This is a genomic window from Streptomyces sp. NPDC059582, assembly GCF_042735715.1.
Classification (GTDB): domain Bacteria; phylum Actinomycetota; class Actinomycetes; order Streptomycetales; family Streptomycetaceae; genus Streptomyces.
Window position 1 is genome coordinate 59,758 of the sequence record NZ_JBHWCC010000003.1, and the last position, 19,878, is coordinate 79,635.

A 19,878-nucleotide genomic window follows, 5' to 3' on the forward strand; every position below is an offset into this window, starting at 1 on the left:
GGTCGGCCGGCGCCGACACAGCCGACCCCGCTGCGTTCCCGCCCGAGCTGCCGCCGCGGTGGACGGCTGCCGGCGCTACCGGGTGCGGCGGGCGGTGCTGAAGCGGCGCTGGTACGCGGCGGGACTGATGGACAACTCCCGCGCGAAGACCCGCCGGAGACTCTCGTAACTCGGGAACCCGGCCGAAGACGCCGCCTGTGTCGCGGTATGCCCCTGGTCGAGCAGAGCCTTCGCGATGTCGAACCGGATCGACTCGACGTAGCGGGCCGGTGTGGTGGACAGCTCCTCTCGGAACAGCCGCGTGAGATGGCGGGAACTGACGTTGAGGTGCTTGGCGAGTTCACCGAGGGAGTGGTTCCCCGCGGGGTCGGCCATCACGAGGTCCACGACGGTGCGCAGGGCCGGGGACCGGGGCGGTGGGCCCTGCAGGGGCGCGGAGAACTGTGACTGGCCGCCCGCGCGTTGCAGGTAGACCACCAGGGCGCGGGCGACGTCCCGGCTCAGGTCGGGGCCGTGGTCTTCCTCGACGAGAGCCAGCGCCAGGTCGATGCCGGCGGTGACGCCCGCCGACGTGTACGTGGTGCCGTCGCGCACGTAGATGGCATCGGGTTCGACGCGGATCTTCGGGTGCCGCCCGGCGAGTTCGTGCGCGATCTTCCAGTGGGTGGTCGCCCGCTTGCCGTCCAGAAGGCCGGCGGCGGCGAGGACGAACGCTCCGGAGCAGACGGACGCGACCCGGCCGGATCGGGCCGCCAGCTCCCGAGCGGCCTCGCTCAGCTCCCGGGTGACGGGCGTTCTGGGATACACGGCCCCGCCCGGCATCACGAACGTGTCGGGGTCCGGCTCGCAGGCGGGGCCGCCGTCGACGGCGATCCGTACGCCGATCGACGAGGCGATGTCGGCGCCGGACGTCGACAGCAGGGTGATCCGGTAGTCGGCACCGAGTCGATTCGCTTCCCCGAACACCTCCGCGGGGCCGGCGACGTCCAGCAGCGTGACCCCGTCGTAGACGAGGATCGCGACCCGATGCGTTGCGGAGCTCACAGTCCGTTTCCTCAGATGTCTGGATTCAAGTGCTTACTGGCCCGACCGAGGCGGCAGCGACGCCGAACAGTCGGCATCGTAGAGAACAGAGAACAGGCGCTGCTTGCTCCTTACTGTCTCACCGAAGGCGTGAACATCATGACCGACATCATCGCAGCAGTGGAAATACCCGAGACCGCGGCAGTGGCGGAGGCCACCGCTTTTCTTCACGAAACGGCCAGCCCGCTCATCTTCCATCACTCCCGGCGCGTTTTCCTCTTCGGTTCCCTGCACGCGCGCGATCTCGGCCTCCAGCCTGATCCGGAGCTTCTCTACATATCCGCGATGTTCCACGACACAGGGCTTTCGACCCCGTTCTCGGAAAGGGAGCAGCGCTTCGAGCTCGACGGCGCCGACCACGCGCGCAAGTTCCTGCTCGACCGCGGGTTCTCGAAGAGTGCCGCCGACGTCGTCTGGACGGCGATCGCGCTGCACACGACGCCCGGGATTCCAGGCCGTATGGACCCGGTGACGGCTGCCACGAACTACGGCGTGCTGACCGACGTGGTCGGCTGGGGGCTGGACCGGCTGGACGGCGACCCGGTGGACGAGATCATTGCCGCCCATCCGCGCGGACAATTCAAGGAGGGATTCCTGCAGGAATTCGTCGACGGGCTCAAGAATCGTCCGGACACCACCTACGGGACCGTCAATTCGGACGTACTGGAACACTTCATTCCAGGTTTCCACCGCACGAGCATGGTCGAGCGCGTCATTGACGCGCCCTGGCCGAATTGATTCCGAAGAGCCCGAGGAATTCCGATGACGCGATGCCTACGAGAGGCAACGACACGACTCCGCTGACGTAATCGACACAGGCAGATACAGGCACTTTTCGGAACCGGACGAAGGAACCAGTCATGCAAGCCATCACCACCTCGGACCGCGACGCCGGCGTCAGCGGGCTGACCCTGACCGACCTGCCCTGTCCCCATGCCGCCGAGAACGACGTCATCGTGCGGGTGCATGCCGCCGGATTCACCCGTGGAGAGCTCGACTGGCCCGCGACGTGGTCCGACCGCGCCGGCCGCGACCGCACGCCGAGCGTGCCCGGGCACGAGGTCTCGGGTGTCGTGGCGGAGCTCGGATACGGAACCACCGGCCTCACCGTCGGCCAGCGGGTCTTCGGACTGACCGACTGGGCCCGCGACGGCTCGCTGGCCGAGTACGTCGCCGTGGAGGCCCGCAACCTCGCCCCGCTTCCCGCGGATGTCGACCACACGGTGGCGGCCGCGCTGCCGATCTCCGGACTGACCGCCTGGCAGGGCCTGTTCGACCACGCGCGGCTCACGACCGGCCAGACCGTCCTGATCCACGGCGCCGCTGGTGGCGTCGGTTCGGTCGCGGTGCAGCTCGCGCTGGAGGCGGGAGCCCGCGTGATCGGCACCGGTCGGTCCGCCGACCGGGACACCGTCCTCACGCTGGGCGCGCACACGTTCCTGGACCTCGAGGGCGACCCGCTGGAGGACGCCGGCGAGGTCGACGTGGTGTTCGACGTGATCGGCGGTGACATCCTCGACCGCTCGGCCGCGCTCGTACGCGCCGGCGGCACGCTCGTCACGATCGCCCAGCCGCCCACCGTTCGGCCCAAGGACGGGAGGGCGCTGTTCTTCGTCGTCGAACCCGACCGCGCGCGCCTCGCGGACCTGGCGCAGCGGCTCCGGGACGGACGGCTCGACGTGCGGATCGGCGCGGTCCGCCCGCTGACCGAGGCACCCGCCGCCTTCGCCCCCGGACAGCGCGTCAACGGCAGGACGATCATCCGAGTGACCGAGGACTGAAAACGAGAGCGCCGTCCGCCGATCCACCGGACCGGCCCGGCGCACCCCACTCCGCCCTCGGCTGCGCCGGTCCGGCGCAGCCCGTACCTACCGGCCTCAGACCTCGTCTCGGGTCAGTGCCAGGAGCCGGTCCAGGACCCGGGGGCCGCCCGCGCGGACGCCGTCGTGCTCGAACTCGTCCGTGACCCAGGTGCGCAGGCCCCGGACGGCGTGCGCGGTCTCCAGGGAGTGGGCCGCGTCGACGTACATGTCGTCGTGGTACACCGCCGCCGCGACCGGCACCTCGTTGGCGGCCAGGCGCGCGGGGTCGTAGAGGGGCTGCCAGTCGGTGCGGGCGGCGAGCAGTTCCGCGGTCTCGCGCAGGGGGCGCAGTGCCGGGTCGCAGTCGAACATCCAGGGGTGGACGGACTCTCCGGTGAACAGCACCGGCCCGTCGCCCGCGAGGGTCTTCGCCGCGTCGAACTGGGGGAACTCCGCGCGGACGCGTTCGGCCGACCAGTCGGTGGGCCGGCCGTCCTGGCCGTAGATCGCCTCGTGGACGAGGGCGTAGAGCGGGTGTCCGGCGTAGGACAGCAGGCTCTGGGCCTCCTCCTGGAAGGCGTCGGAGAGTTCCGGGCCGCCCGGGGTGCGCACGAAGGCGTCCTCCAGGAGGAAGTGCAGACGGTGGCTGCCGTCGCCGCCGCCGAGGAGGATGCCCAGCGACTGGAAGGCCTCGGCGGTCAGCCGGTAGCCGTTGGGCAGGACCACGTCGTGCTGGAGGAGGTGGTCGGCGATGCGGCGGGCGCGTTCGACGTCCTGCGGGTAGCGGGCGTAGTGCGCGGCGGTCTTGCGTTCGATGCGCGGGTAGGCGGCCCGGTAGACGTCGTCGGCGTGGGCGTGCAGGGAGGGCAGGCCGCCGGTCAGCACGGCCGCGGCCAGGCCTTCGGGGGCCGAGGACAGGTACGTCACCGTGCAGAAGCCGCCGAAGCTCTGGCCGAGGACGGTCCAGGGGTCGCCGCCGGTGACCTGCGGGCGGATCGCCTCGCAGTCCCGGACGATGGAGTCGGCGCGGAAGCGGGCGAGGTAGTCGGCCTGCTCGGCGGGGCCGCCGCGCAGGGGCAGCGTCTGGCGGTTGGCGGGCGTGGAGTGGCCGGTGCCGCGCTGGTCCAGGAGGAGGACGCGGTACTCCTTCAGGGCGCGGCCGAGCCAGGCCTGCCTGCCGACGAACCGGTTGGCGCCGAAGCCGGGGCCGCCCTGGAGGTAGACCAGCCACGGCAGGTCCTGGCGTGACTTGTCGCTCGCGACGACCTCCCGGCCGTACAGCCGGATCGTTTCTCCAGCCGGGTCGTCGTGGTCGAGAGGCACGGTGAACCGGCGGTCGGTGAGGACGACACCGGGCTGGCGGTAGCTGACGGTCAACAGAGCTCCCCGTACGGACGGACTGGGCCGTCCCAGTTCAGCACATCCGCCGCGGCCGGACCCGACCGGGGATCATGAACAGCTACTGAACGGCCACTCAGCGCCCGGGCAGGCTGGAGCGCCGGACGACCAGCTCGGGCTGGAGCACCACGCGCCGGTGCTCGTGCGGCTTGCGTCCAGCCTCCGCCTCCGTCTCGGTCTCCTCGAGCAGCAGTTCGGCGGCGAGCGCGCCCAGCGTGACGGCGGGCTGACGTACGGACGTGAGCGGGACGGCCGCGGCGGCCGCGAACTCGATGTCGTCGTAGCCGACGATCGCGAGCTCGTCGGGGACGGTGACGCCGGCCGCGTACACGGCCTGGAGGACACCGAGGGCGAGCAGGTCGTTGGCGCAGAAGACGGCGGTCGGCCGGTCGGCGAGGCCGAGCAGCCGGGCGCCCGCGTCGCGTCCCGCGGCGACGTCGAGCCGCTCGGTGGGCAGCTCGCGCAGCGCGTCGGGGCCGAGGCCCGCCTCGGCGAGCGCGTTCAGGGCGCCGGTGCGGCGGTCGCGGACCTGGTTCAGGCCGGGCGGCCCGCTGACGTAGGCGATGGAGCGGTGTCCGGCGTCGACGAGATGACGTACGGCCAGCGCGCCGCCCGCCACGTCGTCCACGGAGACCGAGCACTCGGTGGTGCCCTCCGCCACCCGGTCGACCAGGACGAAGGGGATGTTGTGCCGGCGGAAGCCCTCGATGTTGCGTCCGGTGGCGTCGGCCGGGGTGAGCAGCACGCCCCGCACCCGCTGCTCGGCGAAGAGCGACAGGTACTCGGCCTCCTCGCCGGGGTTCTGCGCACTGTTGCAGACCATCACGCCCAGGCCCGCCTCGCGCGCGGCCCGCTCGGCACCGCGTGCGACGTCCACGAAGAAGGGATTGCCCATGTCGAGGACGAGCAGCCCCATGATCCGGCTGCGGCCCGCGCGCAGCTGGCGCGCGGACTCGCTGCGGACGTAGCCGAGCCGGTCGATCGCGGACAGCACCCGGGCCCGGGTCTCGCCGGCGACCGTGTCCGGACGGTTGATGACGTTGGAGACCGTGCCGACCGAGACTCCGGCGGCGCGGGCGACGTCCTTGATACCCACCGACTGGACCATCGGGCGGGGACCTCCAAGGGGGAACGAGGAGCGGCGGGAAAGCCTTCACATTACCGTCATGACCGGCACGAACGTCTTTCGATCGGACGGTCGGCACGGCGTCTTCTCCTACGGAACCGCGGGTCAGGAGAGGTGGAAGACCTCTGTCAGGGGTCTCATGGCCTCGTCGGGTGCGGCGCCGTCCAGCGACTCGAAGAACGGCGCCATCTCCGCCTGCCAGCGGGCGTTGACCTCGGTCGCCTCCATGCCGGCGCGGGCGGCGTCGAAGTCCTCGGTCTCCAGATAGCCGACGAGCAGGCCGTCCTCGCGCAGGAAGAGCGAGTAGTTGCGCCAGCCGGTGGCGGAGAGCGCGTCGAGCATCTCCGGCCACACGACGGCGTGCCGTTCGCGGTACTCGTCGAGGCGGTCCGCCCGGACCTTCAGCAGGAAGCACACGCGCCGCATCGACAGCCTTCCGGTGCAGGGGTGTTCGGGTTCGGGACGGCCGGGCGGATCAGAAGTCGAACTGGTCGATGTTCTTCGCGTCGAACACGGTCGGCTTGCCCAGGCTGATCACGCCGTCCTTGCCGATGGTGTACGAGCCCATGGCACCGGCCGTGAAGGTCTCGCCCTCCTTGCCGGTGATCTGTCCGGAGGCCAGCGCCACGGCGGTGCGCGCGGCGAGCTCGCCCAGCTTCGCCGGGTCCCACAGCTCGAAGCCCTCGACGGTTCCGTTCTTGACGTACTTTCGCATGTCGTTGGGGGTGCCCAGGCCGGTCAGCTTGACCTTGCCCTTGTACTTGGAGCCGGAGAGGTACTGGGCGGCCGCCTTGATGCCGACGGTCGTCGGGGAGATGATCCCCTTCAGGTTCGGGTACTCCTGGAGCAGGCCCTGGGTCTGCTGGAAGGACTGCTGAGCGTCGTCGTTGCCGTAGGCGACCTTGACCAGCTTCATGTCCTTGTACTTGGGGTCCTTCAGCTCCTCCTTCATGAAGTCGATCCAGGTGTTCTGGTTCGTCGCGGTCTGCGCGGCGGACAGGATCGCGATCTCGCCCTTGTAGCCGACCTGTTCGGCGAGCAGTTGCACCTCGGTGCGGCCGAGGTCCTCCGCACTGGCCTGGGAGACGAAGGCGTTGCGGCAGTCGGCCTTGGTGTCGGAGTCGTAGGTGACGACCTTGATGCCGTTCTTCATGGCCTGCTTGAGCGCGGTGCACAGGGCGCCGGGGTCCTGCGCGGAGACGGCCATCGCGTCGACCTGCTGCTGGGTGAGGGTGTTGACGTAGGAGACCTGGCCGGCCGTGTCGGTGGCGCTGGACGGGCCGACCTCCTTGTAGCTGGAGCCCAGTTCCTTCAGAGCCGCTTCGCCGCCCTTGTCGGAGGAGGTGAAGTAGGGGTTGTTGACCTGCTTGGGCAGGAAGCCGACGGTCAGGCCCTTCTTGGTGGCCGCGTTCGGGTCGGCCGTACCGCCGGTGGCGGCCGAGCCGCTGTCACTGGCGACGTCCTTCTTGGTGGTGCCGCCGCAGGCGGTGACGGCCAGGGCGAGGGAGGTGACGGCGGCGAGGGCCGCACAGGTACGGCGGATCGACGACTTGCGCATGGCGACAGTCCTTTACGAGGGTCGGCGAAGCGGGTTGCGGAGCGATCGTGGGCAGGGGCTACGGCGCCGGGGTCGAGGTGGCCCGGCGGCCCGCTCGTGCCGCGGAGATCTGCCGTGCGACCCGGGGGCCGAGCACGGAGACGACCAGCAGGACGCCGGTGACGACGATCTGCGACTGGGCGGAGACGTTCAGCAGGCTCATCACGTTCTGGAGCGCGCCGAGCAGGAAGACTCCCGCGACCGCGCCGCCGAGCGTGCCCCTGCCGCCGTCGAAGTCGATGCCGCCGAGCAGGACGGCCGCGACGACGGAGAGTTCGAGGCCGGTGGCGTTGTCGTAGCGGGCGCTGGCGTAGTGCAGGGCCCAGAAGACGCCGGTGAGGGAGGCCATCAGGCCGGTGACCGTGAACAGGATCAGTTTCTGCCGCTTGACCCGGATGCCGGCGAAGCGGGCGGCCTCCTCGCTGGCGCCGATCGCGAACAGGGCGCGTCCGAACGGGGTGGCGTGCAGGGCCACGACGGCGATCGCGAGCAGCACCAGGAAGGGCAGGAAGGCCTGTGGGAGGAAGCTGTCCCCCATGCGTCCGGCCGCGAAGTCCAGGTACTGGGTGGGGAAGTCGGTCACCGCGTCGGAGCCGAGCACGATCTGCGCGACGCCCCGGTAGGCGGCGAGGGTGCCGATGGTGACGGCGAGCGAGGGCAGCCCGAGCCGGGTCACCAGCAGGCCGTTGACCAGTCCGCACACCACGCCGAGCAGCAGGCACAGCGGGATGATCGTCTCGATGGTCATGCCCTGGTTCCACAGGGCGCCCATCACGGCGCCGGACAGTCCGGCCGTGGACGCCACCGACAGGTCGATCTCCCCGGCGACCACGAGCAGGGTCATGGGCAGCGCGACCAGCGCGATCGGCAGGGTGTTGCCGATGAGGAACGACAGGTTGAGGGCGTTGCCGAAGCCGTCGACGAAACCGAAGGAGAACAGCAGGACCACGATGAGCAGGGCGCCGACGACCGTGTCCCAGCGGACGGCGCGCGCGAGAGCGGAGTCAGCCATGGCGGGCGTTCCTCTTCTTCAGGGCCAGGGCCACGCGCAGCGCGACGATCCGGTCGACCGCGATGGCGAGCAGGAGCAGGATGCCGTTGATGGCGAGCACCCAGACGGAGCTGACACCGAGGGCGGGCAGCACGCTGTTGACGGACGTGAGCAGCAGGGCGCCGAGCGCGGCGCCGTAGACGCTGCCGGAGCCGCCGGTGAAGACCACACCGCCGACCACGACCGCGCTGACGACGGTGAGTTCGTAGCCGTTGCCGGTGCCGGAGTCGACGTTGCCGAACCGGGCCAGGTACATCGCGCCCGCGAGGCCGGCCAGGCCGCCGCAGAAGGTGTAGGCGGCCAGGATCCGCTTGCGGACCGGGATGCCGGCGAGCCGCGCGGCCTCCGGGTTGGAGCCGAGCGCGTACAGTTCGCGCCCACTGCCGAAGTGCTTGAGGTAGTACGCCGTGGCCACCAGGACGACGAGCGCGATCATCGCGAGCCACGGCACCGCCGAGAGGCCGCCCGCGCCGAAGTCGACGAATCCGCCGGGCAGGTCGGCCGCGGTGATCTGCCGGGAGCCGACCCAGATGGAGTCGACGCCGCGGATGATGTACAGCGTGCCGAGGGTGACGACGAGGGCGGGCACCTGGCCGAGACTGACGAGCAGTCCGTTGAGCAGTCCGAAGCCGACGCCCAGCAGGATCGCCAGGGCGATGGCCACCACCGGGTTCCCGCCGCCCTGGAGGTAGACGCCGGCGGCGAAGGCGCTGATGCCGAGGGTCGAGCCGACCGAGAGGTCGACGTTGCGGGTGATGACCACCAGCGACTGGCCGGTGGCGACCAGCACGAGGATGGTCGCGTTCAGCAGCAGGTCCTTGATGCCCTGCTCGGAGAGGAACTCGCTGTTGCCCAGCTGGGTGACGACGATCATCACCAGGAAGACGACCAGGATGGCGAGTTCGCGCATCCGGAAGACGCGGTCGACCAGCCGGGTGCCGCTGGACTTGGACACCTCGCCGGCGGGGGCGGGGCTGGGCGCGGTCACCGTCATGCGGCGGCCCTCCCCGTGGCTGCGGCCATCACGGACTCCTCGGTGGCGTCGGAGCGGGGGATCTCGGCCGTGAGCCGGCCCTCGTGCATGACCAGCACGCGGTCGGCCATGCCGAGGATCTCGGGCAGGTCGGAGGAGATCATCAGGACGGCCACCCCGTCGGCGGCCAGCTGGGACAGCAGCCGGTGCACCTCGGCCTTGGTGCCGACGTCGATGCCGCGGGTGGGCTCGTCGACGATGAGCACCTTCGGGCCGGTGGCCAGCCACTTGGCCAGGACGACCTTCTGCTGGTTGCCACCGGAGAGGGTGGCGACGGTGTCGGCGATCCGGGCGTACTTCACCTGGAGTCTCACCGCCCAGTCGAGGGACCGGCTGCGCTCGGCGCCCCGGTCCATCAGCCCGGCCCGCACGGTCGTGCGCAGTCCGGTCAGGCCGATGTTGCGCTCGATGGACATGTCCATCATCAGGCCCTGGGCGCGCCGGTCCTCGGGGACCAGGGCGAGGCCGGCCGACATGGCGGCGGACGGGGCACCGTTGGTGAGCCTGCGGCCGCCGACCTCGACCTCGCCGGCGTCCCAGCGGTCGATGCCGAACACGGACCGCGCGACCTCCGTGCGGCCGGCCCCGACCAGTCCGGCCAGTCCGACGATCTCGCCGCACCGCACCTCGAAGGAGACGTCGGTGAAGACGCCCTCGCGCGTCAGCCGGCGCACGCTCAGCGCGACTTCGCCGGGTGGCACGTCCTGCTTGGGGTAGAGCTCGTCGAGATCGCGTCCGACCATCCGGCGTACCAGGTCGTCCTCGGTCATGCCGTCCAGCGGCTCGCTGGAGATCAGGGCGCCGTCGCGCAGGGTGGTCACCCGGCGGCAGATCCGGAAGATCTCCTCCAGCCGGTGCGAGATGAACAGGACGGCGGCGCCCTGGTCGCGCAGGGTGCGCACGACGCCGAAGAGGCGTGCCACCTCGCTGCCGGTGAGGGCCGCGGTCGGCTCGTCCATGATCAGGACCCGGGCGTCGAAGGAGAGCGCCTTGGCGATCTCGACGATCTGCTGGTCGGCGATGGACAGTCCGCGGGCCGGGCGGTCCGGGTCGAGGTCGACGCCCAGACGCTTCATCAGGGCGGCGGTCGCCGCGTGGGTGGCCCTGTGGTCGATCCGGCCGAGGGCGCGCCGGGGCTGGCGGCCCATGAAGATGTTCTCGGCGATCGACAGGTCGGGGAAGAGCGTGGGCTCCTGGTAGATCACGGCGATACCGGCGTCCCGCGCGTCGCCGGGGCCGTGGAAGACGACGGGCTCACCGTCGAGCAGCACCTGGCCGGCATCCGGTCGGTGGACCCCGGCCAGTGTCTTGATGAGGGTCGACTTGCCCGCGCCGTTCTCCCCGGCGAGGGCGTGCACCTCGCCGGGGAACAGCTCCAGGGAGACGTCCCGCAGGGCGCGTACGGCGCCGAAGGACTTGGCGATGTCCTTCAGCGCCAGCACCGGGGCCGGACCCGTGTCGGACGGGTGGGTCATTGGGGGCTCCTCGACGACGCCGGCGGGATGACCCTCACCGCGTCGTGAAAGGTTTCAACTGGGTTGCCGGGACGTTAGACACGTACGGCATGTCACGTCAATGGGTTCGTATCGAAAAACTTTCGATAGCCAGAGGTCACGTCCGGGTCACGAAGAAGCGTCCACGCCGGAGGGGTTGACACCCGTTCGGAGGGCTCATAACTTCGGCTCCTGAATCGTTTCATTCAACGCGTTCTCTTCCGACGTCGCAGGAGCCCTGAAGTGACCGATCTCGCCGCGGTGAAGGCCGCGCTCAAGACCCAGGCCGTCGAGACACCGTCGTGGGCGTACGGGAACTCAGGGACCCGCTTCAAGGTCTTCGCCCAGCAGGGCGTACCGCGCGATCCGCGCGAGAAACTGGACGACGCCTCCCGGGTGCACGCGTTCACCGGCGTCGCCCCGACCGTCGCGCTGCACATCCCCTGGGACCGGGTCGACGACTACACCGCCCTCGCCAAGCACGCGCAGGACCGCGGGGTGCGGCTGGGCACGATCAACTCCAACACCTTCCAGGACGACGACTACCGGCTGGGCAGCGTCTGCCACCCGGAGGCGGCGGTCCGGCGCAAGGCCGTCGACCATCTGCTGGAGTGCGTCGACATCATGGACGCCACCGGGTCGCGCGACCTGAAGCTGTGGTTCGCCGACGGCACGAACTACCCCGGGCAGGACGACATACGCGGGCGGCAGGACCGGCTGGCCGAGGGGCTCGCCGAGGTGTACGAACGGCTCGGCGACGGGCAGCGGATGCTGCTGGAGTACAAGCTCTTCGAACCCGCCTTCTACACCACCGACGTCCCGGACTGGGGGACGGCGTACGCCCACTGCCTCAAGCTCGGGCCGAAGGCGCAGGTCGTGGTGGACACGGGCCATCACGCACCGGGCACCAACATCGAGTTCATCGTCGCCACGCTGCTGCGGGAGGAGAAGCTCGGCGGCTTCGACTTCAACTCGCGCTTCTACGCGGACGACGACCTGATGGCCGGCGCCGCCGATCCCTTCCAGCTGTTCCGGATCATGTACGAGGTGGTGCGCGGCGGCGGCCTCGCCTCCGACATCGCCTTCATGCTCGACCAGTGCCACAACATCGAGGCGAAGATCCCGGCGATCATCCGGTCCGTGATGAACGTGCAGGAGGCCACGGCCAAGGCGCTGCTGGTCAACCGGGAGGCGCTGACCGCCGCGCAGCGGGCCGGGGACGTGCTCGGGGCCAACGCCGTGGTCATGGACGCCTACAACACCGACGTCCGGCCGCTGCTCGCCGAGGTGCGGGAGGAGATGGGGCTGGACGCGGATCCGATCGGGGCGTACGCCCGGTCCGGGTGGGCGGAACGGATCGTCGCGGAGCGGGTGGGAGGGGAGCAGGCCGGCTGGGGCGCGTGAGCGTCCGCCGCGTCCTGTCGTTCGCGGACCCCGGGCCGGATGTGCCGGTCCGCGGTCCCCGCGCCCCTCACGGCGCCCCCTTCACGTACGTCCCAGGAGTTAGGAACATCCATGGCACCCCACCCCGAAGCCGACGCGCTCCTCGCCCGGTCCCACCGACTCGGGTCCGACCCGCGCAACACCAACTACGCCGGCGGCAACGCCTCCGCCAAGGGGAGCGACACCGATCCCGTCACCGGTGGCGACGTCGAGCTGATGTGGGTCAAGGGGTCGGGCGGCGACCTCGGCACGCTCACCGAGGCCGGACTCGCCGTCCTGCGGCTGGACCGGCTGCGCGCTCTCACCGACGTCTACCCGGGTGTCGAGCGCGAGGACGAGATGGTCGCCGCGTTCGACTACTGCCTGCACGGCAAGGGCGGCGCCGCCCCCTCCATCGACACCGCGATGCACGGACTCGTCGACGCGGCCCACGTGGACCATCTGCACCCCGACTCCGGGATCGCGCTGGCGTGCGCCGCGGACGGGGAGAAGCTGACCGCCGAGTGCTTCGGCGACACGGTGGTGTGGGTGCCGTGGCGGCGGCCCGGCTTCCAGCTCGGGCTGGACATCGCCGCGGTCAAGGCAGCCCACCCGCGGGCCGTCGGCTGCGTCCTGGGCGGGCACGGCATCACCGCGTGGGGCGACACGTCCGAGGAGTGCGAGCGCAACTCGCTGCACATCATCCGCACCGCTGAGGCGTTCCTCGCCGAGCGGGGCCGGCCGCAGCCCTTCGGGCCGGTGATCGAGGGGTACGAGGCGCTGCCCGAGGGCGAGCGACGGGAGCGGGCCGCCGCCCTGGCGCCCCACGTCCGCGCCGTCGCGTCCCAGGACCGGCCGCAGGTCGGGCACTTCGACGCCTCCGACACCGTCCTGGACTTCCTGGCCCGGGCCGAGCACCCACGGCTGGCCGCGCTCGGCACCTCCTGCCCGGACCACTTCCTGCGGACCAAGGTGCGCCCGCTGGTCCTCGACCTGCCGCCGACCGCCCCGCTCGACGAGGTGATCGCGCGGCTGACCGAGCTGCACGCCGAGTACCGCGAGGAGTACGCCGCCTACTACCGGCGCCACGCCCTGCCGGACTCCCCCGCGATGCGCGGCGCCGACCCGGCGATCGTGCTCGTGCCGGGCGTCGGCATGTTCTCCTTCGGCAAGGACAAGCAGACCGCCCGGGTGGCCGGCGAGTTCTACCTCAACGCGATCAACGTGATGCGCGGCGCCGAGGCCGTGTCGTCGTACGCGCCGATCGAGGAGTCGGAGAAGTTCCGCATCGAGTACTGGGCGCTGGAGGAGGCCAAGCTCCGGCGGATGCCCCCGCCCCGGCCGCTCGCGACGCGGGTGGCGTTCGTGACCGGCGCCGGCAGCGGGATCGGCAGGGCCATCGCGCACCGGCTGGTCGCCGAGGGCGCCTGTGTAGTAGTCGCCGACCTCGACGCCGGTAACGCCGCCGCGGTCGCCGCGGAACTCGGCGGTGCGGACAAGGCGGTGGCGGTGACGGTCGACGTCACCTCGGAGGAGCAGATCGCGGACGCCTTCAAGGCGGCGGTGCTGGCCTTCGGCGGGGTCGACCTGGTGGTCAACAACGCCGGAATCTCCATCTCCAAGCCGCTGCTGGAGACGTCCGCCAAGGACTGGGACCTCCAGCACGACATCATGGCCCGCGGCTCCTTCCTGGTCTCGCGCGAGGCGGCGCGGGTGATGATCGCCCAGAAGCTCGGCGGCGACGTCGTCTACATCGCCTCCAAGAACGCCGTCTTCGCCGGTCCGAACAACATCGCCTACTCCGCGACCAAGGCCGACCAGGCCCACCAGGTACGGCTGCTGGCCGCCGAGCTGGGTGAGCACGGCATCCGTGTCAACGGCGTCAACCCGGACGGGGTCGTCCGCGGCTCCGGGATCTTCGCGGGTGGCTGGGGCGCCCAGCGGGCGGCCGTGTACGGCGTGCGGGAGGAGAAGCTGGGCGAGTTCTACGCGCAGCGGACCATCCTCAAGCGGGAGGTGCTCCCCGAGCATGTCGCGAACGCCGTCTTCGCGCTCACCGGCGGCGACCTGACCCACACCACCGGGCTGCACGTCCCCGTCGACGCGGGTGTGGCGGCCGCGTTCCTGCGATGAGCGGCCCGGCCCGTACCGCCACGACCGACACGACGAAGGTGTACGCCGCGGTCGACCTCGGCGCGTCCAGCGGGCGCGTCGTGGTCGGCCGGGTGGGCCCGGACTCCCTGGAGCTGGCCGAGGCGCACCGCTTCCCCAACCGGCCCGTGCGGGTTCCGGAGGGGCTGCGCTGGGACGTCCTCGGGCTGTACGCGGGGGTGCTGGACGGACTGCGGGCGGCCGGCGCGCACTGCGGTGGACGGCTCGACTCCGTCGGCATCGACAGCTGGGCCGTGGACTACGGCCTGCTCGACGCGGACGGCGCGCTGCTCGGCAACCCCGTGCACTACCGCGACGCCCGCACCGAGGGCGTCGCGGAGAAGGTGTGGTCGAGCGTGCCGCCCGCCGAGCTGTACGCGGCGACCGGCCTGCAGTACGCGCCCTTCAACACGCTGTACCAGCTGACGGCGGACCGGGCCTCGGCCCAGTTCGCCTCGGCGAAAAGGCTGTTGCTCATCCCGGACCTGCTGGCGTACTGGCTCACAGGTGAGCAGGGCACCGAGCTGACCAACGCCTCGACCACCCAGCTCGTCGACCCCCGAACGCGTGAGTGGTCGCACGGCCTCGCGGCCCGGCTCGGCGTCGACCTGAGCCTGTTCGCGCCGCTGCGGCAGCCCGGTGACCCGGCGGGTCTGCTGCGGCCGGAGGTGCTGGAGGAGGCCGGGCTGAGCGGGCCGGTGCCGGTCACGGCGGTCGGTTCGCACGACACGGCGTCGGCGGTTGCCGCGGTGCCCGCCACCGGCGAGCGGTTCGCGTACATCTGCACCGGCACCTGGTCGCTGGCCGGTCTCGAACTGGACGCGCCGGTCCTGACCGAGGAGAGCCGGGCCGCCAACTTCACCAACGAACTGGGGCTGGACGGCACGGTCCGCTATCTGCGCAACATCATGGGGCTGTGGCTGCTCCAGGAGTGCCTGCGGGCCTGGGGCGACCCGGACCTGGGCGAACTGCTGCGCGAGGCCGCCGGGGTGCCGGCGCTGCGCTCCGTGGTGGACGCGGGCGACGCGGTGTTCCTGGCGCCCGGCCGGATGCCGCAGCGGATCGTGACGGCGTGCCGGGACTCCGGCCAGCCGGTGCCGGCGAGCCGGGCCGAGATCACGCGCTGCATCCTCGACTCGCTCGCCCTCGCCCACCGCCGTGCCGTCGAGGACGCCCGGGACCTGGCCGACCACCCGGTCGACGTCGTGCACATCGTCGGCGGCGGCGCCCGCAACGCCCTGCTGTGCCAGTCGACCGCCGACGCCTGCGGGCTGCCGGTGGTGGTCGGCCCCACGGAGGCCGCCGCACTCGGCAACGTGCTGGTCCAGGCCCGCGGGCACGGACTCGTCGGCGACCTCGCCGACATGCGGCGCCTGCTGGTCCGTACGCAGCCGCTGACCCGCTACGAACCGCGGGGCGACCCGGCACGGTGGCGGGAGGCGGCGGCCCGGCTCGCCGCACGCTGAGCCGGGCTCTGCCCTCGGGCCCCACTCCGCCACTAGGCTTGACTCATCCGATGACCAATGACTAGGAGCCGCGATGCGTGTCGCTCTGTTCCTGACCTGTGTCAACGACACGCTCTATCCGGACACCGGCCGCGCGGTGGTGAAACTGCTGACCAGGCTGGGCGTCGACGTCGACTTCCCGATGGCCCAGACGTGCTGCGGGCAGGCACACTACAACACCGGGTACCGGCATCAGGCCGAGCCGCTCGCCCGGCATTTCTCCGATGTCTTCGGGGAGTACGAGGCGATCGTGACCCCGTCGGGGTCGTGCGGGGCGATGGTGCGGGAGCTGTATCCGCGCATGGGCGAACGGGCCCGGGCCGAGGGGCGCGGCGACACCCTGGCCGCCGCACTGGCGCCGGTGGTGCCGAAGACGTACGAGCTCACGGAGTTCCTGGTGGACGTGCTGGGGGTGACGGACGTCGGGGCGTACTACCCGCACACGGTGACCTACCACCCGACCTGCCACGGGCTGCGGAGCCTGGGGCTGGGCGACCGTCCCCGGCGGCTGCTCCAGGCCGTCGCGGGGCTGGATCTGGTCGAGCTGCCGGGCGCCGACGAGTGCTGCGGGTTCGGCGGCACCTTCGCGCTCAAGAACCCCGACGTCTCGGCGGCTATGGGCGCGGACAAGGTGCGCAACGCCGAGTCGACGGGCGCCGAGGTGCTGTGCGCGGCGGACAACTCCTGTCTGATGCACCTCGGCGGGACCATGACCCGGCTCGGCACCGGGATGCGGCCGGTGCACATCGCGGAGATCCTGGCGAGCACGGAGAAGGAGCCGGCGGCATGAGCGGGACGTTCGTGGGGATGCCGGCCTTCCCGAAGGCCGCGCACGAGGCGGTCGGCGACCAGACCCTGCGCGGCAATCTGCGGCACGCCACGCACACCATCCGCGCCAAGCGGGCCAAGGCCGTGGCCGAGGTGTCCGACTGGGCGGAGCTGCGCGAGGCGGGCAAGCGCATCAAGGACCACACGCTGCGTCATCTCGACCGCTATCTGGTCCGGTTGGAGGAGGCGGTGACGGCGGCGGGCGGCATCGTCCACTGGGCCGCCGACGCCGACGAGGCCAACCGGATCGTGGCCGGCCTGGTCAAGGAGACCGGCGAGTCGGAGGTCGTCAAGGTCAAGTCGATGGCCACGCAGGAGATCGGCCTCAACGAGGCCCTGGAGGCGGAGGGCATCCGCGCCTACGAGACCGATCTCGCCGAGCTCATCGTGCAGTTGGGCAAGGACCGGCCGTCGCACATCCTCGTCCCGGCCATCCACCGCAACCGGGGGGAGATCCGGGAGATCTTCGCCCGCGAGATGGGCGCGTGGGGACGGCCCGCCCCCGAGGGGCTGACCGACACGCCCGCCGAACTCGCCGAGGCGGCCCGGCTGCACCTGCGGGAGAAGTTCCTGCGCGCCAAGGTCGGGATCTCCGGCGCCAACTTCATGGTCGCCGAGACCGGCACGCTCGTGGTCGTGGAGTCGGAGGGCAACGGGCGGATGTGCCTGACCCTGCCGGAGACGCTGATCTCGGTGGTCGGAATCGAGAAGATCGTACCGACCTGGCGGGATCTGGAGGTATTCCTCCAGACGCTGCCCCGCTCCTCCACGGCCGAGCGCATGAACCCCTACACGTCGACGTGGACCGGCACCACGGACGGCGACGGGCCCCGGACCTTCCACCTGGTGCTGCTGGACAACGGCCGCACCGACACCCTCGCCGACGAGGTCGGTCGCCAGGCCCTGCGCTGTATCCGCTGCTCCGCGTGCCTGAACGTGTGCCCGGTGTACGAGCGGGCGGGCGGCCACGCCTACGGCTCGGTCTATCCGGGGCCGATCGGCGCGATCCTCAGCCCCCAACTCCGGGGCACCGGGAGCGAGATCGACGCCTCGCTGCCGTACGCGTCGACGCTGTGCGGTGCCTGCTACGAGGTCTGCCCGGTGGCCATCGACATCCCGGAGGTGCTGGTGCACCTGCGGGAACGGGTCGTCGAGGGCGGCCAGGTGACGCGGGCGGGCAACAAGGTCGTACTGAAGCCCGCGAAGGGGCACGCGGCCGAGCGGGCCGCCATGCGGGCGGCGCGCTGGGCGTTCGGCCGCCCGGCCGTCCTGCGGACAGGACAACGGCTCGCGTCGCACACCCGCGGACTCCATCCGCGGACGCTGCCGGGCCCCGGCAGGGCCTGGAGCGCGACCCGTGACCTTCCGCCGGTGCCGGCGGAGCCGTTCCGGGACTGGTGGCAGCGCACGGACGGCGGAAAGGACGGGGCCGAGTGAGCAGCAGGGAGCGGATCCTGGGCCGGGTGCGGCGCGCGCTCGCGGACGTGCCACAGGACGATCCGCCGTACGAGCGGGCGGTCGAGCGGGACTATCTGCGCGAGCACGGCGGCCTGGGCGTCGAGGCGACGGTGGAACTGCTGGCGGAGAACCTGGCGGACTACCGGGCGATCGTGCACCGCTGCGCGGCGGACGAACTGGCCGCGCTGATCGGGCGGCTGCTCGCCGAGCGCGGGTCCCGGCAGGTGCTCGTGCCCGCGGGACTCCCGCCCGAGTGGCTGTCGGCGGCCGGCTCCACCCGGGTCGCCGACCGTGCCGTGAGCACGCCCCATGAGCTGGACGCGGTGGAGAGCGTGGTGACCGGCTGCGCCCTCGCCGTCGCCGAGACCGGCACGATCGTCCTCGACGGCGGAGCGGACCAGGGCCGCCGCCGGATCACCCTCGTCCCCGACCACCACATCTGCGTCGTGCGGGTGCCCGACCAGGTGGTCGCGTCCGTCCCCCAGGCGCTCGGACGCCTGGACCCGACGCGCCCGCTGACCTGGATCTCCGGCCCCTCCGCCACCAGCGACATCGAACTGGACCGGGTGGAGGGGGTGCACGGCCCGCGCACCCTGGAGGTGGTGCTGGTGAGCGGAGAGTGACGGGCACGGTTAGCGTGAGGGAATGATCCGGTTCGATCAGGTCACCAAGCGCTATCCGGACGGGACGACGGCTGTGGACGACCTCTCCTTCGAGGTGTCCGAGGGCGAACTCGTCACGCTCGTGGGACCGTCCGGCTGCGGCAAGACGACGACCATGATGATGGTGAACCGGCTGATCGAACCGACGGCGGGCCGGATCTTCGTCGACGGTGAGGACATCGCCGGGGTGGACCCGGTGCGGCTGCGCCGCCGGATCGGCTACGTCATCCAGCAGGTGGGCCTCTTCCCGCACCGCACGGTGCTCGACAACACGGCCACCGTGCCGACGCTGGTGGGCTGGAAGCGGGGGAAGGCGCGGGCACGGGCGGCCGAACTGCTGGCGCTGGTGGGCCTGGATCCGAAGACGTACGGCCCGCGCTATCCGCACCAGTTGTCGGGCGGTCAGCGCCAACGGGTCGGCGTGGCGCGGGCCCTGGCCGCGGACCCGCCGGTGCTGCTGATGGACGAGCCGTTCGGCGCGGTCGACCCGGTGGTGCGGGAGCAGTTGCAGGACGAGTTCCTGCGGATGCAGGACACCGTGCGCAAGACGGTGCTGCTGGTCACGCACGACATCGAGGAAGCGGTACGGCTCGGCGACCGCATCGCCGTGTACGGGCAGGGGCGCATCGAGCAGTTCGACACGCCGGGCGCGGTGCTCGGCACGCCTGCCACGCCGTACGTCGCGGAGTTCGTGGGCGCCGACCGGGGGCTGAAACGCCTGTCGGTGACCGAGATCCAGCCGGACGACCTCCAGCAGCCGCCGGTCGCCCGCCCCGACGAGCCGGCCGAGCGGGCGGTGGAGCGGCTGCGCGCGCAGAACACCCGGTGGGCCGTCGTCCTGGACGCGCAGGGCGATCTGCACGGCTGGGTCGGCATCGACGATCTCGCGGCCGGCGGCTCGGTCGGCGACCACGCCCGCCGGATGAGCGCGTGGGTAGCGGTGGGCGCGCCGCTGAAGCAGGCCTTCGGGGTGATGCTCCAGCACGACGCGGGCTGGGTAGCGGTCCTGGACGGCTCCCGTCTCCTCGGCGTCCTCACCCCGGCGAAGCTGCACGAGGCGCTGCGCCGCTCGGTGGACGCCGACGCGCGGGGCGTGCCGCGGGGTCAGGTGTCGTTCGACTCGGTCGCCGACGCCTAAGGGCTGTCCCGTAATCCCCGGCGGGCGCACGACGACAGCTACGGCACCTCGCCGCGTTGTCGGATCGCCCGCATACGCCCAGTATGCGGACGACCCTCCGCCTTGCGATGCACCGCATCTGACGCCGCGCG

17 protein-coding genes are annotated in these 19,878 nt (G+C 71.5%); 9 read left to right on the forward strand and 8 right to left on the reverse strand.

Features of this window, described 5'->3' with window-relative positions:
• Positions 1–75 precede the first annotated feature (75 nt).
• Entirely contained in the window at positions 76–1,044 is a 969-nt protein-coding gene (locus ACFV0T_RS03885; RefSeq protein WP_385774105.1) for a GlxA family transcriptional regulator, read from the reverse strand.
• A gap of 138 nt (positions 1,045–1,182) precedes the next feature.
• Between ACFV0T_RS03885 and ACFV0T_RS03890 the strand changes: the two genes are divergently transcribed.
• Both ACFV0T_RS03890 and ACFV0T_RS03895 read left to right on the forward strand, forming a co-directional pair.
• Positions 1,183–1,821, forward strand: coding sequence for an HD domain-containing protein (locus ACFV0T_RS03890; protein ID WP_385774107.1), 639 nt, complete (start codon positions 1,183–1,185; stop codon positions 1,819–1,821).
• 122 nt (positions 1,822–1,943) lie between these two features.
• Positions 1,944–2,864 (forward strand): NADP-dependent oxidoreductase, encoded by a 921-nt coding sequence (locus ACFV0T_RS03895; RefSeq protein WP_385774109.1) that lies wholly within the window; start codon positions 1,944–1,946, stop codon positions 2,862–2,864.
• A gap of 96 nt (positions 2,865–2,960) precedes the next feature.
• On the opposite strand, the gene ACFV0T_RS03900 is transcribed toward ACFV0T_RS03895, so the two are convergent.
• The 7 genes from ACFV0T_RS03900 to ACFV0T_RS03930 all read right to left on the reverse strand — a co-directional run bounded on the left by ACFV0T_RS03900 (position 2,961) and on the right by ACFV0T_RS03930 (position 10,565).
• Positions 2,961–4,262 carry an alpha/beta fold hydrolase gene (locus tag ACFV0T_RS03900; RefSeq protein WP_385774111.1) on the reverse strand — a complete coding sequence of 434 codons (1,302 nt, stop codon included), beginning with the start codon at positions 4,260–4,262 and terminating at the stop codon, positions 2,961–2,963.
• A gap of 97 nt (positions 4,263–4,359) precedes the next feature.
• Positions 4,360–5,391 carry a LacI family DNA-binding transcriptional regulator gene (locus tag ACFV0T_RS03905; RefSeq protein WP_385774113.1) on the reverse strand — a complete coding sequence of 344 codons (1,032 nt, stop codon included), beginning with the start codon at positions 5,389–5,391 and terminating at the stop codon, positions 4,360–4,362.
• A gap of 123 nt (positions 5,392–5,514) precedes the next feature.
• The gene (locus ACFV0T_RS03910) at positions 5,515–5,835 is read right to left on the reverse strand and encodes an L-rhamnose mutarotase (protein ID WP_385774115.1); all 321 of its coding nucleotides are present in this window, start codon (positions 5,833–5,835) and stop codon (positions 5,515–5,517) included.
• A 49-nt stretch (positions 5,836–5,884) separates the two neighbouring features.
• Positions 5,885–6,967 (reverse strand): rhamnose ABC transporter substrate-binding protein, encoded by a 1,083-nt coding sequence (gene rhaS, locus ACFV0T_RS03915; RefSeq protein WP_385774117.1) that lies wholly within the window; start codon positions 6,965–6,967, stop codon positions 5,885–5,887.
• Positions 6,968–7,025: 58 nt separating this feature from the next.
• Positions 7,026–8,018: an ABC transporter permease gene (locus ACFV0T_RS03920; RefSeq protein ID WP_385774119.1), complete on the reverse strand. Its 993-nt coding sequence runs from the start codon at positions 8,016–8,018 to the stop codon at positions 7,026–7,028.
• Positions 8,011–9,051, reverse strand: a complete 1,041-nt coding sequence (locus ACFV0T_RS03925) for an ABC transporter permease (protein ID WP_385774121.1) — start codon at positions 9,049–9,051, stop codon at positions 8,011–8,013. The genes ACFV0T_RS03920 and ACFV0T_RS03925 overlap by 8 nt, the downstream gene beginning before the upstream one ends.
• The gene (locus ACFV0T_RS03930) at positions 9,048–10,565 is read right to left on the reverse strand and encodes a sugar ABC transporter ATP-binding protein (RefSeq protein ID WP_385774123.1); all 1,518 of its coding nucleotides are present in this window, start codon (positions 10,563–10,565) and stop codon (positions 9,048–9,050) included. Before ACFV0T_RS03930 ends, ACFV0T_RS03925 begins: the two co-directional genes overlap by 4 nt.
• 261 nt (positions 10,566–10,826) lie before the next feature.
• Between ACFV0T_RS03930 and rhaI the strand changes: the two genes are divergently transcribed.
• The 7 genes from rhaI to ACFV0T_RS03965 all read left to right on the forward strand — a co-directional run bounded on the left by rhaI (position 10,827) and on the right by ACFV0T_RS03965 (position 19,747).
• Positions 10,827–11,987, forward strand: a complete 1,161-nt coding sequence (rhaI, locus tag ACFV0T_RS03935) for an L-rhamnose isomerase (protein ID WP_385774125.1) — start codon at positions 10,827–10,829, stop codon at positions 11,985–11,987.
• A gap of 111 nt (positions 11,988–12,098) precedes the next feature.
• Positions 12,099–14,138, forward strand: a complete 2,040-nt coding sequence (locus ACFV0T_RS03940; RefSeq protein ID WP_385774127.1) for a bifunctional aldolase/short-chain dehydrogenase — start codon at positions 12,099–12,101, stop codon at positions 14,136–14,138.
• Positions 14,135–15,622 carry a rhamnulokinase family protein gene (locus ACFV0T_RS03945; protein ID WP_385774129.1) on the forward strand — a complete coding sequence of 496 codons (1,488 nt, stop codon included), beginning with the start codon at positions 14,135–14,137 and terminating at the stop codon, positions 15,620–15,622. The genes ACFV0T_RS03940 and ACFV0T_RS03945 overlap by 4 nt, the downstream gene beginning before the upstream one ends.
• A gap of 73 nt (positions 15,623–15,695) precedes the next feature.
• Entirely contained in the window at positions 15,696–16,451 is a 756-nt protein-coding gene (locus ACFV0T_RS03950; protein ID WP_385774131.1) for a (Fe-S)-binding protein, read from the forward strand.
• Positions 16,448–17,926 (forward strand): LutB/LldF family L-lactate oxidation iron-sulfur protein, encoded by a 1,479-nt coding sequence (locus tag ACFV0T_RS03955; RefSeq protein WP_385774133.1) that lies wholly within the window; start codon positions 16,448–16,450, stop codon positions 17,924–17,926. Before ACFV0T_RS03950 ends, ACFV0T_RS03955 begins: the two co-directional genes overlap by 4 nt.
• A complete protein-coding gene (locus ACFV0T_RS03960) occupies positions 17,923–18,570 on the forward strand; it encodes a lactate utilization protein C (protein WP_385774135.1) in 648 nt (215 codons plus the stop codon). Before ACFV0T_RS03955 ends, ACFV0T_RS03960 begins: the two co-directional genes overlap by 4 nt.
• 22 nt (positions 18,571–18,592) lie before the next feature.
• On the forward strand, positions 18,593–19,747 hold the full coding sequence (locus tag ACFV0T_RS03965) for a betaine/proline/choline family ABC transporter ATP-binding protein (protein ID WP_385774137.1): 1,155 nt from the start codon (positions 18,593–18,595) through the stop codon (positions 19,745–19,747).
• The last annotated feature ends 131 nt before the right edge of the window (positions 19,748–19,878 follow it).

Excerpts from the sequence above, each read along its gene's own strand:
- ACFV0T_RS03890 (WP_385774107.1), top strand. The coding sequence starts at position 1,183 with ATGACCGACATCATCGCAGCAGTGGAAATACCCGAGACCGCGGCAGTG.
- ACFV0T_RS03895 (WP_385774109.1), top strand. The coding sequence starts at position 1,944 with ATGCAAGCCATCACCACCTCGGACCGCGACGCCGGCGTCAGCGGGCTG.
- ACFV0T_RS03905 (WP_385774113.1), bottom strand. The coding sequence starts at position 5,391 with ATGGTCCAGTCGGTGGGTATCAAGGACGTCGCCCGCGCCGCCGGAGTC.
- ACFV0T_RS03910 (WP_385774115.1), bottom strand. The coding sequence starts at position 5,835 with ATGCGGCGCGTGTGCTTCCTGCTGAAGGTCCGGGCGGACCGCCTCGAC.
- rhaS (WP_385774117.1), bottom strand. The coding sequence starts at position 6,967 with ATGCGCAAGTCGTCGATCCGCCGTACCTGTGCGGCCCTCGCCGCCGTC.
- ACFV0T_RS03920 (WP_385774119.1), bottom strand. The coding sequence starts at position 8,018 with ATGGCTGACTCCGCTCTCGCGCGCGCCGTCCGCTGGGACACGGTCGTC.
- ACFV0T_RS03925 (WP_385774121.1), bottom strand. The coding sequence starts at position 9,051 with ATGACGGTGACCGCGCCCAGCCCCGCCCCCGCCGGCGAGGTGTCCAAG.
- ACFV0T_RS03930 (WP_385774123.1), bottom strand. The coding sequence starts at position 10,565 with ATGACCCACCCGTCCGACACGGGTCCGGCCCCGGTGCTGGCGCTGAAG.
- ACFV0T_RS03940 (WP_385774127.1), top strand. The coding sequence starts at position 12,099 with ATGGCACCCCACCCCGAAGCCGACGCGCTCCTCGCCCGGTCCCACCGA.
- ACFV0T_RS03945 (WP_385774129.1), top strand. The coding sequence starts at position 14,135 with ATGAGCGGCCCGGCCCGTACCGCCACGACCGACACGACGAAGGTGTAC.
- ACFV0T_RS03950 (WP_385774131.1), top strand. The coding sequence starts at position 15,696 with ATGCGTGTCGCTCTGTTCCTGACCTGTGTCAACGACACGCTCTATCCG.
- ACFV0T_RS03955 (WP_385774133.1), top strand. The coding sequence starts at position 16,448 with ATGAGCGGGACGTTCGTGGGGATGCCGGCCTTCCCGAAGGCCGCGCAC.
- ACFV0T_RS03965 (WP_385774137.1), top strand. The coding sequence starts at position 18,593 with ATGATCCGGTTCGATCAGGTCACCAAGCGCTATCCGGACGGGACGACG.